This window comes from Microbacterium sp., assembly GCF_030149085.1.
In the GTDB taxonomy this organism is placed as follows: Bacteria; Actinomycetota; Actinomycetes; order Actinomycetales; family Microbacteriaceae; genus Microbacterium.
Map to the genome: position 1 here is coordinate 1 of NZ_JASBSF010000292.1, position 13,417 is coordinate 13,417.

At 69.1% G+C, this 13,417-nt stretch carries 15 protein-coding genes; 5 read left to right on the forward strand and 10 right to left on the reverse strand.

Annotated elements, in window-relative coordinates; translation table 11 throughout:
* The 3 genes from Q1V87_RS12090 to Q1V87_RS12100 form a co-directional block, all read right to left on the reverse strand.
* A partial coding sequence (locus Q1V87_RS12090) for a hypothetical protein (protein WP_300593196.1) occupies nucleotides 1–465 on the reverse strand: 465 nt, incomplete at its 3' end.
* A gap of 115 nt (nucleotides 466–580) precedes the next feature.
* The gene (locus tag Q1V87_RS12095; RefSeq protein ID WP_300593199.1) at nucleotides 581–1,186 is read right to left on the reverse strand and encodes a helix-turn-helix domain-containing protein; all 606 of its coding nucleotides are present in this window, start codon (nucleotides 1,184–1,186) and stop codon (nucleotides 581–583) included.
* 40 nt (nucleotides 1,187–1,226) lie between these two features.
* Complete coding sequence (locus Q1V87_RS12100) at nucleotides 1,227–1,751, reverse strand: TetR/AcrR family transcriptional regulator (protein WP_300593202.1); 525 nt, start codon at nucleotides 1,749–1,751, stop codon at nucleotides 1,227–1,229.
* Between the two features lie 70 nt (nucleotides 1,752–1,821).
* Between Q1V87_RS12100 and Q1V87_RS12105 the strand changes: the two genes are divergently transcribed.
* Nucleotides 1,822–2,535, forward strand: coding sequence for an MBL fold metallo-hydrolase (locus Q1V87_RS12105; protein ID WP_300593205.1), 714 nt, complete (start codon nucleotides 1,822–1,824; stop codon nucleotides 2,533–2,535).
* A 107-nt stretch (nucleotides 2,536–2,642) separates the two neighbouring features.
* Here Q1V87_RS12105 and Q1V87_RS12110 read toward each other — a convergent pair whose 3' ends face one another.
* Genes Q1V87_RS12110 through Q1V87_RS12120 form a run of 3 tightly spaced genes read right to left on the reverse strand, consistent with a single transcriptional unit; the run spans nucleotide 2,643 to nucleotide 6,826 of the window.
* Nucleotides 2,643–3,227, reverse strand: coding sequence for a nucleoside deaminase (locus Q1V87_RS12110; protein ID WP_300593208.1), 585 nt, complete (start codon nucleotides 3,225–3,227; stop codon nucleotides 2,643–2,645).
* A gap of 3 nt (nucleotides 3,228–3,230) precedes the next feature.
* Nucleotides 3,231–5,981, reverse strand: a complete 2,751-nt coding sequence (locus Q1V87_RS12115) for a molybdopterin cofactor-binding domain-containing protein (RefSeq protein WP_300593211.1) — start codon at nucleotides 5,979–5,981, stop codon at nucleotides 3,231–3,233.
* Nucleotides 5,978–6,826, reverse strand: a complete 849-nt coding sequence (locus Q1V87_RS12120) for an FAD binding domain-containing protein (RefSeq protein ID WP_300593214.1) — start codon at nucleotides 6,824–6,826, stop codon at nucleotides 5,978–5,980. The genes Q1V87_RS12115 and Q1V87_RS12120 overlap by 4 nt, the downstream gene beginning before the upstream one ends.
* Nucleotides 6,827–6,944: 118 nt before the next feature.
* On the opposite strand from Q1V87_RS12120, the gene Q1V87_RS12125 reads away from it, so the two are divergent.
* Nucleotides 6,945–7,337 carry a DUF1304 domain-containing protein gene (locus tag Q1V87_RS12125; protein ID WP_300593217.1) on the forward strand — a complete coding sequence of 131 codons (393 nt, stop codon included), beginning with the start codon at nucleotides 6,945–6,947 and terminating at the stop codon, nucleotides 7,335–7,337.
* Between the two features lie 103 nt (nucleotides 7,338–7,440).
* Nucleotides 7,441–8,418: a zinc-binding dehydrogenase gene (locus tag Q1V87_RS12130; RefSeq protein ID WP_300593220.1), complete on the forward strand. Its 978-nt coding sequence runs from the start codon at nucleotides 7,441–7,443 to the stop codon at nucleotides 8,416–8,418.
* A gap of 20 nt (nucleotides 8,419–8,438) precedes the next feature.
* Here the strand turns inward: Q1V87_RS12130 and Q1V87_RS12135 are convergent, their stop codons facing one another.
* The gene (locus Q1V87_RS12135) at nucleotides 8,439–9,203 is read right to left on the reverse strand and encodes a nucleoside phosphorylase (protein ID WP_195692735.1); all 765 of its coding nucleotides are present in this window, start codon (nucleotides 9,201–9,203) and stop codon (nucleotides 8,439–8,441) included.
* A 155-nt stretch (nucleotides 9,204–9,358) separates the two neighbouring features.
* Here Q1V87_RS12135 and Q1V87_RS12140 point away from each other — a divergent pair, with 155 nt between their 5' ends.
* Nucleotides 9,359–9,919 (forward strand): nucleotidyltransferase family protein, encoded by a 561-nt coding sequence (locus Q1V87_RS12140; protein ID WP_300593222.1) that lies wholly within the window; start codon nucleotides 9,359–9,361, stop codon nucleotides 9,917–9,919.
* Between the two features lie 116 nt (nucleotides 9,920–10,035).
* Here Q1V87_RS12140 and Q1V87_RS12145 read toward each other — a convergent pair whose 3' ends face one another.
* The 3 genes from Q1V87_RS12145 to purS form a co-directional block, all read right to left on the reverse strand.
* On the reverse strand, nucleotides 10,036–10,980 hold the full coding sequence (locus Q1V87_RS12145) for a 2-hydroxyacid dehydrogenase (protein ID WP_300593225.1): 945 nt from the start codon (nucleotides 10,978–10,980) through the stop codon (nucleotides 10,036–10,038).
* Between the two features lie 188 nt (nucleotides 10,981–11,168).
* Complete coding sequence (gene purQ, locus Q1V87_RS12150) at nucleotides 11,169–11,876, reverse strand: phosphoribosylformylglycinamidine synthase subunit PurQ (protein ID WP_300593228.1); 708 nt, start codon at nucleotides 11,874–11,876, stop codon at nucleotides 11,169–11,171.
* Complete coding sequence (purS, locus tag Q1V87_RS12155; protein WP_195692738.1) at nucleotides 11,873–12,121, reverse strand: phosphoribosylformylglycinamidine synthase subunit PurS; 249 nt, start codon at nucleotides 12,119–12,121, stop codon at nucleotides 11,873–11,875. Before purS ends, purQ begins: the two co-directional genes overlap by 4 nt.
* Before the next feature lie 250 nt (nucleotides 12,122–12,371).
* Between purS and Q1V87_RS12160 the strand changes: the two genes are divergently transcribed.
* Nucleotides 12,372–13,417 (forward strand): ABC transporter substrate-binding protein (locus tag Q1V87_RS12160; protein ID WP_300593234.1); only part of this gene is annotated, 1,046 nt, incomplete at its 3' end.

A 13,417-nucleotide genomic window follows, 5' to 3' on the forward strand; every position in this document is an offset into this window, starting at 1 on the left:
CTGCTCGGGTGTCGTGACGAGTCCCTCACCGAGTCCCGTGCGTTCCAATACGAGCTCAAGGGTGTCCATGTTGCGAGGAACGAACTTGACGAGCCCACCTCCCTCAAGGGTGACGGGTGCGTAGCCGCGTCGAGGCACCGCCACCGTGGCGACGCCGATAGCCCGTGGGATGGCAACCCAGTGGCGCGCGGCGCTGACCCCCATGAGGGCGACTTCTCGCGCGCCGAATCGCGCCGTCGCAAGCGCGAGAGCGGCCGCCTCCAACGGCGGCTTCCATGTCCGACCATCGCGGCCATCAGGAACCGCCGTGTAGACCCCATGAGCTAGCCGCACCAGCGCGCCCTGCTCGACCAGACGGTCCGTTGTCCGCCAGGTGTTCCGTGCCAGCTCGGGGACCTCCTTCAGGCGCAGGGTGCGAAGCGGTGCCCGCGCGACAGCGCGCACGATGTCAACGTCCGCGGCCATACTTCCTCCTTTTCTCATTGGAAGTATACGCCGAGCGTCTATTTACGATGAGTAAATTGGTGGCGCACTCAGCGGCATGCGGAGTATCCTCGCGCCGGGCGTTAGATGGGCGTCCTTACGCCCCGCCGGTGTAGACGAACGCGACCCGGGCGGAGCCGTCGCCTCGAAGGTGCCAGCGGTTCCGCAGCGCCCCCGGATGGGCGACGGCATCCCCGGCGCCGAGTTCCCAGATCCCGAGGCCTTCGATCTCGAGGGCGATGGCGCCTTCGATGACGTAGTGGATGACTTCGCCATCCGTCTCGAACCAGTCCCCGACCTGCTCGCCGGGGCGGATGACGTACTCCTGCAGCGAGGTCTCACCGGCATGGATGACGCGGGTATGGGCGGTGTCGGATGCCTCAGAGACCGGCACCCACGTGGCATCCGCCGCCCTGGAGACATGGACAACCGCGGGGTCGGGGTCGGCCGGGAGGAGCGCGGAGGGGGAGATATCGAGGGCGTTCGCGATGCGGTACAGGGTCAGCAGCGAGGGCATCGTCTGGCCCGACTCGATCTGGCTCAGAAACGGCTGGCTGATCTCGGCAGCCGACGCGAGCGCCCGCATCGACAGCTTCTTCTCGGTGCGCGCCTGCCGCACCTGCCGCCCGATTCCGACGCCGATCTGTGCTTCGTCGGATGCCGCACTCGGCCCCTCGGCGCTGGTGCGGGCGGGAGTGGACACCGCTCCAGGATACGGCGCTGCCCACAGCCGACCGGCGCGGCTAGTCGGAGACGAGGGAGCCCACGAGGTGGGCAATGCCATAGTCGTAGGCGTCGTTGAGATCACCGCCGAGGCGGAAGGCCCCGGCGAGCTCCATCGTGACGAACCCGGTGGCCCACGCCGTCAGCAGCCGCGCCGCGTCGAGCGCGTGCTCCGGCCCGACGGCGGCCGTGGTCGCGCGCAGGGCTGGCGCGCTGGTGGCGGCGAGCTTGTCGGCATCCACCCCCGCGGTGAACAACAACCGGAACGCCTCGGGTCGCTCGTGCGCGAAGCGGCGAAAGACGAGCAGCAGCTCTTCGATCCCGGATGCCGCATCCAGGCGCCCCGTAAGGTCGTCAGCCGCGGCGCCGCCGACGAGCCCCAAGAGTGTTTCGCGGTCGCGCACGCGCTTGTACAGCGAGGGAGCTTTCACCCCGACATCCGCCGCTACCGCCTGCATCGTGACCGCCGCGACCCCGCCCGTTTCGAGCAGGCGCGCTGCTGCGCTGACGATCTCGTCGAGCGATGTTCTCTTTGGTGTGGGCATCGGACCTCCATGGCTACGAACATAAGCTATCATGGCTAACGTTCGTAGCCATCCTTCTGAAAGGCCAGTCATGAGACTCGCACCATCGCTGCACCGCATCGGCAACGACATCGTCGCCGCTTACCTGATCGTCACGCCCGAGGGCATCACGCTCATCGACGCAGGACTGCCCGGCATGTACGCCGACCTCACCCGCGAGCTGGATGCCATCGGTCGCTCCGTCGACGACATCCGCGGCATCGTGCTCACCCACGGCGACAGCGACCACGTCGGGTTCGCCGAGCGCCTCCGCGCCGAGCGAGGCATCCCGGTCTTCGTGCACGCCGCCGACGCCGATCGCGCTCGCGGCGGTGACAAGCCCAAGACCCCGATGGGCCCGACCCGGATCGGCCCCCTGCTGCAGTTCGCCGCCTACGGCATGCGCAAGGGCATGCGGCCGCGCTGGCTCACCGAGGTGCGCGAGGTCAGCGACGGCGACACGCTCGATCTTCCCGGCGCGCCCCGCGTGATGTCGATGCCAGGCCACTCGCCCGGCAGCATCGCGATCTTCTCGCCCGAGGTCCGGGCCGTCTTCGTGGGAGACGCGCTCACGACCCGCCACGTGCTGACCGGTCGCACCGGCCCCGGCCCGGCTCCGTTCACGGATGACCCCGCCGAGGCGCTCGCGTCACTCGGCCGCATCGCCGACCTGGATGCCGACTGGGTACTGCCCGGACACGGCCCGGCCTTCCACGGGTCACCGTCGGCCGCCGTCGAGGCCGTGCGCGCGGCGACCCAGGCGTAGCTCACCTCGCTTGCGTCGGATGCAGACGGTTCCGTCGGGTCGCTGGGCCTGAGGCATCCGACCGAGGACGATCCCTCCGACGAAACCAGACCGGATCGCCGCCGGGCCTACTCGCCGCGGGCGTTGTATACGACGCTGTCGCTGGCGCCGTAGGTGCGGTAGACCTCCAGGGCTTCGTCGCGGCCGACATCCTGTGTTACCCGGATGCCGCGAGCCTCGAACTGCTCGGCCCAGTCGCTCACCATCGGACCCTCGTCGAATCCCGACAGCTCTTCGAGCTCGGGACCGGATCCGGCCACGACCAGAGACCGCACACCACTCCACATCGTCGCGCCGTAGCACTGCACGCACGGGCGCCAGTTGACAACGAGCGACAGGTTCGCGCCGTCAGCGCCGAGGTCCCAGCGGCCCAGGCGCTGCTGCGCGAGCCCGAGGGCCATGACCTCGGCGTGCCCCGATGACTTGCCGGTCGACAGCACGACGTTCACTCCCGCCGAGACGAGTTCGCCCGTGGTGTCATCCACGACGATCGCGGCGAACGGACCCCCGTTGCCCTCGCGCCAGTTGCGGTCGGCGAGGCGGTTCACGAGCGCCATGCGCTCTTCGAGCGTGGGCAGCACCGTAGGCAGCGTGTCTGCCTCGTCGACGAGCCACGCGGGCAGGGTCATGGTGAAGGATGTCGCGATCGGCATGGGTTACTCCGCTGGTTCAGGATGCTGCGCCAGGCGCCACACGCGCTGGCGGGTGAAGGGCTGGTGGAAGGGCCGGCGCCCGAGAGCCCGGGCGATGGCGTTGCCGATCGCGGGGGCGACGGGGTTGTAGGGCGACTCGCTCATCGACTTCGCTCCGAACGGACCGACAGTGTCGGACGTGTCGGCGAGGTACACCTCGGTCTCGGGAACATCGGCGAACTGCGGCACGCGATACACGCGGAACGCGGGGTTCAGCACCGCACCGTCTTCGACGAGCACCTCTTCGTACAGCGCGCTGCCGACGGCCTGGGCGACGCCACCCTCGATCTGTCCGCGCAGCTGGGCCGGGTTCATCACGGTTCCGGCATCCGCCGACTGCACCGACTGCAGAATCCGCACAACTCCGGTCTCGGGCTCGACCGCGACCCTTACCGCGTGAACGTTGAACGACACCGAGCGCAGGTGCCCCTCCTCGTCACCGGTCGCGAACAGGCCGTTCTCGTCGCGCTCCTCGGCCGAAGCCGCGGCGACGAGGTCGTGGAACGACACAACGCCCGCAGGGGTCGCGACCCCGGCATCCGTCAACAGCCCGGCATCTGCATCCGTGCCGGTCTGCGCGGCGGCGAGCTCGAGCATCCGTGTCCGCAGCGCCTGGCACGCGGCGGCGAGAGCCTTGCCCGCCACGGTGATCCCGGTCGAGGCGAACGCTCCGGTGTCGTGCGCGACGGCATCAGTGTCGGCGGTCCACAGCCGCAGCCGGTCGAACGGTGCCTCCAGCACGGATGCCGCGATCTGCCGCAGCACGGTGGTGGTGCCGTTGCCGAACTCGGCGGTGCCGGCGCGCACGATGAACGTACCGTCCGGGCGCAGCGCCACTCGGGAGCGCGAGACATGCCCGTTCGGGGCGATCGTCGCGATCATCGCAACAGCCATCCCCTCGCCGACCGCCCACCCGGCCGGTGCCGCCACCCCGTTGCCGCGGCGCAGAGCATCCTGCGCGAGGTCCAGGCACTGGTCGAGGCCGTAGCTGCCGATGATGAGGTCGCGCTCGTACGGGTCCTCATCCGGATGCAGCGGGTCGTCGGCCCGCACGATATTGCGCCGCCGCAGCTCGAACGGATCGAGGTCAAGCTTCTGCGCGAGCATGTCCATGGCGGATTCCACGCCGAGCATGACCTGCCCGAGCCCGTACCCACGGAACGCTCCCGAGGGCACGTTGTTCGTATACACGGCCTCGGCGTCGATGTGGCGCACCGGCGTCCGATACACGGTCGTCGACTCGGCAACCCCATGGAACATCACGCCGATCGCGTGGTTGCCGTACGCACCGGTGTCGCTGAGCACGTCGAGCTTCATCGCGGTGAGCGTGCCGTCGGCATCCGCCCCGAGAGTCACCGAGACGCGCATCGGATGCCGCAGCGACGCGCGCGTGAACTGCTCGGTGCGGCTGAACTCGTACGTCACGGGTCGGCCGGTGCGCAGCACCGCGAGGGCGACGAGGTCCTCGGTGAAGATCTCCTGCTTGCCGCCGAAGCCGCCGCCCACCCGCGCCGCGAACACACGGACCTGCTCGCGCGGCAGGTCGAACACGTGCGCGAGTTCGTCGCGGGTGAGGAACGGCACCTGCGTGCTCGAACGGATGACGAGCCTGCCGTCATCGTCGAGCCAGCCGACTGCGCCGTGGGTCTCGAGCTGCGCGTGCGTGACGCGCGAGGTCTGCCACGTGCCCGTCACGGTCACGGGGCTCGCCGCCAGCGCCGCGTCGATGTCACCCCCGTGGCCTTCGTGCAGCTGCGCGACGACGTTGCGGGAGGCATCCGCGACCCGGTCTTCGGGAGTGCGGCCCGGATGCAGTACCGGCGCTCCCGGCGTGCGGGCTTCTTCGGGGTCGAAGACGGCGGGAAGGATGTCGTACTCGACCTGCACGAGCCGGGCTGCCGCGTCCGCGGCGGCGGCGGTCTCGGCGACGACCGCCGCGACGCGCTGTCCGATGAAGCGGACGGTGTCGTCGAGCACCCGGGTGTCGTCGGGGTCGTCGGTTCGGTGCTCGTGGCGGCCGGTCGAGAACCGCGTCGCGGGAGCGTCCTCGTGCGTGAAGACCGCAACAACCCCCGGGACGGCGAGGGCGGCATCCGTGTTGATCGAGAGGATGCGGGCATGCGCGTGCGGCGAGCCGACCACGCGCAGCACGAGCGAACCGGCAACGGGCTCATCGAGCGTGTATGGCTCGCGACCCTGCACGATACGGCGCGCGGGCTCGGGAATTACTGACGCCCCAATGCCGCCGGAAGCGACAGACGCCGAACCCGTCTCGCGCACCGGCCCCATCACCGCGGCAGTGATCGCCTGGCGGATCGGACGGTAGCCCGTGCAGCGGCAGAGGCTCCCCTTCATGCGGCGGTCGAGTTCGGGCAGGTCGGCTTCGGTGAGGGTGGATGCCGTGACCGCCATCCCCGGGGTGCAGAACCCGCACTGGAAACCGAAGTGTTCGACCAGCTGCTCCTGCACCGGATGCAGCTCGTCGCCCGGCGCGAGGCCGCCCGCTGTCGTGACGACAGCGCCATCCATGCGCTGGGCGGGAACAATGCAGGAGTGGACGGGCTCGCCATCCACGATCACGGCGCACGCCCCGCAGTCGCCGGCGTCGCAGCCCTTCTTGACCTCGGTGTGTCCATGCTCGCGCAGGAATGTGCGCAGGCACTGACCCGGAGCGGGGTCGCCCTCGAGGTCGGTGCCATCGACCGTGAGCCTCATGCGGTCACCTCCGAGCCGTCCGCTTCCGCCACGTCAGCGAGCACCCGCTCGGCGAGCACGGCGGTGACCGCGCGCCGCCAGTCCGCTTCGCCGAGAGCATCGGTGAAGAAGTCGGTCGGGCTCGTCACATCCGCCCGAAGCTGCTCCGCCTCGGGAACTCCGGGGTACCGGAAGACGTGCGGGGTGAGGGTGGATGCCGTCACCGCCACGACGGTCGAGCCGTCCTCGTTGCGCCGGCCGCTCACCACTATGCCCGATCGACCGAGTTCAGCTAGGGCCATCTTGTGCAGGCTCACGCGGGACCGCATCGCGGCCGCGGGAACGTCGAGCGCGCGCAGCACCTCGCCGAGCTGCAGCGTGTTCTTCGCCTGACCGATGATGAACTCCGCGACCGGCTCTCGACGTTCGCCGCCGTCCGGCGTCCAGATCACCGCTTCCCCGTCGAGCGCCGCGAGAAGTGACACCATCGCCGCCGCCGTGAACGACTGGCAGACGTTCCCGCCCACCGTTGCGGTGTTCCATACCTTGAACGACATGAGCAGCGCGTGCGCGGCATCCGGGATCGCTCCCGCGGCGTGCCAACCGACCGGAACCGGGGTATCGAGTTCTCCCCGCGACCACGCGACGAGACGTGCGATGGTGCAGGTTGCAGCAACGCGGAGCCCGGCATCCGTGATCTCGACCTCGGGCCAGCCGATGCGCGTGATGTCGACGAAGCCGGTCACGTCGGGCTGCGGTTCGCTCATCAGCCACGTGCCGCCGGCGAGGATCTTCTCGCCGGGCGCGAGAGCGAGGTCGTCGCGGGTGCTCGCGAAGCGATAGGACGTGACGGTGGTGATGTCCATGCGCCCTTCCTCCGGCATCCGATGTTGACTCAGCGAACACTCCGAGTGAATCAGCCGAGGATTTCGCGAGTGTTTCGCCGCGGCACGTGCCAGGCTAAGCGAGTCGAGAGGAACCCGGATGCTCATCACCGGAATGGTCTTCGCCGCACTGGCGGCCCTGTTGCACGTCTACATCTTCTGGCTCGAGTCGCTCGCCTGGGGCGGAGCCCGCAGCCGCGCAACGTTCGGGGTGCGCAACGATGCCGAAGTCGAAATCACCCGCGCCTTCGCGTTCAACCAGGGCTTCTACAACCTGTTCCTGGCGATCGCCGCGATTCTCGGGATCGTCGTCGCAGCCATCGGCTCAGTGGCGGTCGGCGTGACCCTCATGCTCGTGGGGACCGGCTCGATGCTCGCCGCAGCCCTGGTGCTGTTCGTCACCTCTCCCGACAAGCGACGAGCCGCCGTGACGCAGGGCCTCTTCCCGCTGCTGGCTGTCGTGAGCCTGGTCATCGCCCTGCTGATCGGCTGAATGCGGGACTAAACCCCGACTCTCCCGACGTTGTGTTTCGGGTGCGTTCGTTCCGGGTGATCCTCGACGGGAGCCGCACCAGCCATCCGTACAAAGGAGAATCATGCGCGCACTCGTGCAGCACCAGTTCGGCGACCCGGCAGAGGTCCTCGCCGTCGAGGAGGTCGAGCTTCCCGAGCCCGGGCCCGGCCAGGTGCGGCTGAAGGTCGTTCTCAGCCCCATCCACAACCACGACATCTGGACCGTGCGCGGCACCTACGGCTACAAGCCCGAGCTTCCCGCGCGCGCCGGAACCGAGGCACTCAGCGTCGTCGACGCAGTCGGCGAGGGAGTCACCGGCGTCGAGGTCGGTCAGCGCGTCGTGACGGCATCCGTCTTCGGAGTCTGGTCCGAGTACGTCATCGCTCCCGCTGCAGCGCTCATTCCGGTGCCGGATGCCGTTGCCGACGAAGCCGCAGCACAGATCATCTCCATGCCGCTGAGCGCTGCGAGCCTGCTCGAATACCTCGACGTCAGCGAGGGCGACTGGATCGTGCAGAACGCAGCGAACGGCGCCGTCGGGCGCCTGGTCGCGCAGTTCGCCGCCTCCCGCGGAGTCCGCGTGCTCGGCCTCGTTCGCCGCGGCGCCGGCGTCGACGAACTCGCCGCTGTCGGCATCCACGATGTCGTCGCGACGGATGCCGACGGCTGGCGCGACCGCGTCGCCGAGATCACCGGCGGCGCCGCGATCCGTGCCGGCGTCGACTCGGTCGGTGGCGCCGCCGCTGGCGAGGTCGCCTCGCTGCTCGGTGAGGACGGCACCCTCGTGATCTTCGGCGCGATGGCATCGCCGACGATGAAGATCTCGTCGGGCGACGTCATCTTCCGGCAGCTGACCGTCCGCGGGTTCTGGGGCGGCAAAGTCAGTGCCGCGATGGAACCCGCGCACCGGGTCGAGCTCATCGGCGAGATCATCACCCTCGTCGCTCAGGGCAAGCTCGATCTGCCGGTGTCGCAGGTGTTCGGGCTCGAGCAGATCGCCGACGCGTCGCGCCTGAACTTCGAGCCCGGCCGCGTCGGCAAGGTCATGCTCCGCCCGTAAGCCCAGGCGCGAGACCGCCGTCAGAGCTCGAGCTCGACGGCGGTCTCGAGGGCTGCCTCGATCGAGCGCATCCAGCCCGCCTGCAGGTCGGCCTTCGTACCCGAATAGAGCGATGCGCCGTCGACGAGGTTGCTCGAGCAGGCACACACCATGCCGGCGCGAAGGCCCCGCAGGCGCGCGACGATGTAGAGGGCCGATGCCTCCATCTCGACGTTGAGGATCCCCATCGTGTTCAGCTGCGCGATCCACTCCGGGGTCTCGGCGTAGAACGCGTCGTCGCTCACGCTGATCCCGCGGAACGAGTTCGTACCCGCAGCCCCAGCGATCCGCTCCGCGTGACGGGCCAGTGCGGTGGTGAGCTCCAGGTCGGGCACCGCGGGGAAGCCCTTCGGAAGGTAGGCATCGGTCGTTCCGTCATTGCGGAAGCTGCCCTCGCTCACGAGCAGGTCGCCGGGCGCGATCCCCGGCTGCAGGCCCGCCGAGCTGCCGACACGGATGAAGGACGTGACGCCCACGCGCGCGAGCTCTTCGACGGCGATCGCGGTGGAGGGGCATCCCATGCCCGTCGAGGTCGCCGTAATGTGGCGGCCCTTGTACCAGCCGGTCATCGTGCGGTGCTCGCGGTTGTGCGCTACCTCTTTCACGTCGGTGAGGAACTCGGCGACGAGCGGCACCCGGAACGGATCGCCGGGCAGCAGAGCAACGCTGGAGACCTCGCCGGGCGCAATGGCGATGTGATACTGGCGGGCGTCGAGCCCTGCAGCTGACTTGTCGACGACGGACATGGGTACCTCCTGGGTTCTGAGACGATTCGGGTCGTCGCAGTCCCCGCCCTGGCGCCGGAGCCATGGTTGATAGGACGTGCTCTGCCGCGACGCTAACACCGCGCTGTTTCGCGGCTGTTTCCCGGGCGCGACCAGACCCCGATACGCTCGCCCGCATGACGGCGTGCGGAATCGTGTTGGCTGCCGGGGCGGGGCGTCGATACGGACAGCCGAAAGTCTTCGCGCGCGCCGCGGACGGGGTGCTGTGGCTTGAGCAGGTCGTCGTCGCGCTCCGCGAGGGCGGATGCAGTGAGGTGCTCGTCGTCATCGGTGCCGAAGCAGAGCGCGCGGTCTCGATCGTTTCGACGCTCGGCGCGGTGAGCGCGGTGGTCGCCGCCGACTGGGAACTCGGGCTGTCGGCGTCAGTTCGCGCGGGACTCGCGGGTGCCGCGAACACGGATGCCGACTCCGCCGTCATCGCACCCGTCGACGTGCCTGGCATGCCGGCATCCGTCGTGGCGCGCGTGCTTCGGGCAGGTGCTGGAGGGGAGGGGCTTGCCCGCGCGATCTATGACGAGCGGCCCGGGCACCCGGTCGCGATCGGGCGGGATCACTGGGAGCTGGTGGCAGCATCCGTTCACGGCGACTCGGGCGCGAACCGGTACCTCGCGACCCACGCCGCGGTTGTCGTCGAGTGCGCCGACCTCTGGGATGGCTTCGACATCGACACTCGCTAGCCGGGCTTGCGTGCCGAACCCAGGACAGGGAGTCGGGGGTCTGGGGTCGGCGAAAGGGAGCTTTGCTCCTGCAATCGTGCCAGGTTCGGCGGGCGCGCCCCGACGTGGCTGTGGCCTCAGGTGCGGAGAACGACGTTGATCGGCTCTTCGCCGCGCTGCATCCGTTCGGCCTGCGTGCGAACCAGATTCGCGATCCGGGGTCGCATCGCGGTGGACGCGCCCCCGACGTGGGGAGTGAGTAGCAGTCCGGGCGCCGACCACAGCGCGTGACCCTCCGGCACCGGCTCCGGGTCGACGACGTCGAGCGCCGCACGGATCCGGCCCGCGTGCAGATGGCGAAGCAGGGCCTCGGTGTCGACAAGGCTCCCGCGCCCGACGTTGACCAGAAGGGCGTCATCCGGGAGAGCCGCGAGGAAGGCGTTGTCGACGAGTTTCGCCGTCTCTTCCCCACCCGGCAGAGCAAGGATGACGATCTCTGTCTGGGGGAGCAGACCCGACAGCTCGTCGAGTGCGTGGACCACGATCCCGTCCTCAACCCGCGTCCGGGTGGCGACAGCCTCGACGTGGGCTTCGAAGCCGCGCAGTCGCGCCGCGATCGCCGTGCCGACGCCGCCGAATCCGACGATGAGCACCCGGCGGTCGGCGAGGCTCGGGGGGAACGCATCGCCCTCGCGCGCCCCCGCCCAGCGGCCCTCGCTCTGGGCCGCAACGAGGCGCGGGATCTGGCGCTGCGCCGCGAGCGTCAACGTGAGAGCGAGTTCGGCCGTCGAGTCCTCATGAACCGTCGCCGCGTTCGCGTAGACGATCCCCGGCGGCAGGTGGCGGGCGGCAGCCTCATACCCGATGGACTGGCTCTGCACCAGCCGAACATCGACGCCCTCGAGACGAGCGAGCACCCGCGGGCTGCGAATGTACGGCGGAACGACGATGTCGAACGCCGCCCGCGGCGCCGAATCGCCCATGTCCCACCGCACGACCTCGATGCCGGGAAGGCCTGCGAGGTCTTTCTCGAGCTTGTCGTCGGGTACGGAAATCACCAGGGTGCGCGCGTCGGAGGTCACCCCTTCACGCTACCCACTGAGGGTTTCGGTCGCGCCGATGTGTGGGGCTTACGGTGCTCGACCCGCGGGAGGGCGCGACCGAACGATCAGGCTGTGGTTCGGTCGCGCGGATGTGTGGGTCATGTACCGCGAGACCCGCAGGAAGGCGCGACTGAAGTGCCGGCGGACCGACGAGACGAAACGGCGGGTCAGGCGGCGGCGCTGACGACTGCCGAGATCGCTGAGGTGAAAAAGCTCAGGCCGTCGGTGCCGGAGCGCATCGCGTCGCGGGTGTCGGGACCGAAGCCAGGCTCGACAGCGTGCTCAGGATGCGGCATCAGGCCGACCACGTTGCCTCGCTCGTTCGTGAGACCGGCGATGTCGTCGAGAGAGCCGTTCGGGTTGATCCCGAGGTAGCGGAACGCGACGAGGCCTTCACCCTCGATGCGATCGAGGGTCTCGGTCGAGCAGATGTAGCCGCCATCGGCGTTCTTGAGCGGGATGACGATCTCTTGGCCCGCCTCGAAGCCGCTCGTCCACGCGGTGTCGGCGTTCTCGACGCGCAGCCGCTGATCGCGACGGATGAACTGCTGGTGCGCGTTGCGGATCAGCCCGCCGGGCAGCAGGTGCGCCTCGACGAGCATCTGGAAGCCGTTGCAGATACCGAGGATCGGCATCCCCTTCGCCGCGGCATCCGCGACCTCGCGCATGATCGGCGCGTGGGCGGCAATCGCCCCGGCACGCAGGTAGTCGCCGTAGCTGAAGCCGCCGGGAAGCACGAGCGCATCGACGCCAGCGAGGTCGTGGTCGCCGTGCCACAGCGCGACGGGCTCGGCGCCGGCGACACGGATGGCGCGCTGCGCGTCGCGATCGTCGAGCGAACCGGGGAACGTGATGACCCCGATGCGAACGGTCACTCGATGACCTCGATTCCCACGACATCCTCGATCACGGAGTTGGAGAGGATCTCATCGGCGATGCGCTGAGCGGTCTCCAGAAGCGCGTCGTCGACCTCGCCCTCGACCGTCAGCTCGAAGCGCTTGCCGATGCGGACACCGGCGAAGCCATCGATTCCAAGCCGGTTCAGGGCGCCGGCGACGGCCTTTCCCTGCGGGTCGAGCAGCTCGGCCTTGGGCATGACGTCGACGACGATGGTCGGCATGGGGCGCTCCGGATGTCGAGGGAGGGGGTCGTGCCAGTCTACCGAGGCGGCCGGATGGCGCGCTGAGCGGCCGTGATCAAACCGTTATCCGAATTCGTGGGAGCGCTCCCTTGACGCCGTGGGAGCGCTCCCGTACCGTGTTCCGCAGTCGTGGGAGCGTTCCCACGATGGCCAGGGTTCCGCCCTCCCTCGGTACCCAGGCACAAGCCAAAGGGTGCCTCTTCGGCATCCATCACACAAAGGAGTGACTGTGTCATCACGTGCCTTCCGTCGCAGCGCGATCGTCGCCGCCGCCTTCGGCGCCTCCGCGCTCGTCCTCGCCGGCTGCTCGGGCAGCGGCGGGGGATCGGAAACCGTCAACCCCGACGAGCCGATCACCCTCACCATCTCGACCTTCAACGACTTCGGGTACACCGATGCACTGCTTCAGCAGTACATGGATGAGAACCCGAACGTGACGATCGTGCACAACGTCGCCGCGACGTCCAACGACGCTCGCGCGAACTACTTCCAGAAGCTGGGCAAGACGGGTCTTGCCGACATCGAGGCCATCGAGGTCGACTGGCTGCCCGAGGTCATGCAGTACGCGGACCTGCTGGCCCCCGTGCCCAGCGACCTCACCAGCCGCTGGCTGGACTGGAAGGTCGAAGCAGCCACCGACCCCGACGGCAACCTGATCGGCTACGGCACCGACATCGGGCCCGAGGCAGTCTGCTACCGCACTGACCTGCTCGAGGCCGCTGGCATGCCCACCGACCCCGCCGCTGTCGCCGACCTGCTCACGGGCGACTGGGACACCTACTTCGAGGTCGGTCAGCAGTACGTCGACGCCACCGGCAAGGCCTGGTTCGACTCGGCCGGCGCCACCTACCAGGGCATGATCAACCAGGTCGAGGCTGCCTACGAAGACCCGGCCACCGGCGAGATCATCGCCACCACCAACCCCGAGGTCCAGGACATCTACAACGCCGTCCTCGACGCCAGCTCGACGCAGTCCGCTCACCTTCAGCAGTGGGGCGACGACTGGTTCGCCGGGCTTGCCAACGGTGACTACGCCACGATGCTCTGCCCGGGCTGGATGCTCGGCGTCATCTCGGGCAACGCGCCCGACGTCACCACGTGGGATATCGCCAACGTGTTCCCCGGCGGCGGCGGCAACTGGGGCGGCTCGTACCTGACCGTTCCTGCCAACGGCGCGAACGTCGCCGCTGCCCAGCAGCTGGCCGACTGGTTGACCGCTCCGGAGCAGCAGATCACCGCCTTCGAGGACGCTGGAACGTTCCCGAGCCAGGTGGA

Bases quoted from the DNA above. Each gene is read 5' to 3' on its own strand.
- Q1V87_RS12140 (WP_300593222.1), top strand. From the start codon at position 9,359: ATGACGGCGTGCGGAATCGTGTTGGCTGCCGGGGCGGGGCGTCGATAC.
- Q1V87_RS12130 (WP_300593220.1), top strand. From the start codon at position 7,441: ATGCGCGCACTCGTGCAGCACCAGTTCGGCGACCCGGCAGAGGTCCTC.
- Q1V87_RS12105 (WP_300593205.1), top strand. From the start codon at position 1,822: ATGAGACTCGCACCATCGCTGCACCGCATCGGCAACGACATCGTCGCC.
- Q1V87_RS12120 (WP_300593214.1), bottom strand. From the start codon at position 6,826: ATGGACATCACCACCGTCACGTCCTATCGCTTCGCGAGCACCCGCGAC.
- Q1V87_RS12110 (WP_300593208.1), bottom strand. From the start codon at position 3,227: ATGCCGATCGCGACATCCTTCACCATGACCCTGCCCGCGTGGCTCGTC.
- Q1V87_RS12125 (WP_300593217.1), top strand. From the start codon at position 6,945: ATGCTCATCACCGGAATGGTCTTCGCCGCACTGGCGGCCCTGTTGCAC.
- Q1V87_RS12100 (WP_300593202.1), bottom strand. From the start codon at position 1,751: ATGCCCACACCAAAGAGAACATCGCTCGACGAGATCGTCAGCGCAGCA.
- purS (WP_195692738.1), bottom strand. From the start codon at position 12,121: ATGCCGACCATCGTCGTCGACGTCATGCCCAAGGCCGAGCTGCTCGAC.
- Q1V87_RS12135 (WP_195692735.1), bottom strand. From the start codon at position 9,203: ATGTCCGTCGTCGACAAGTCAGCTGCAGGGCTCGACGCCCGCCAGTAT.
- Q1V87_RS12115 (WP_300593211.1), bottom strand. From the start codon at position 5,981: ATGAGGCTCACGGTCGATGGCACCGACCTCGAGGGCGACCCCGCTCCG.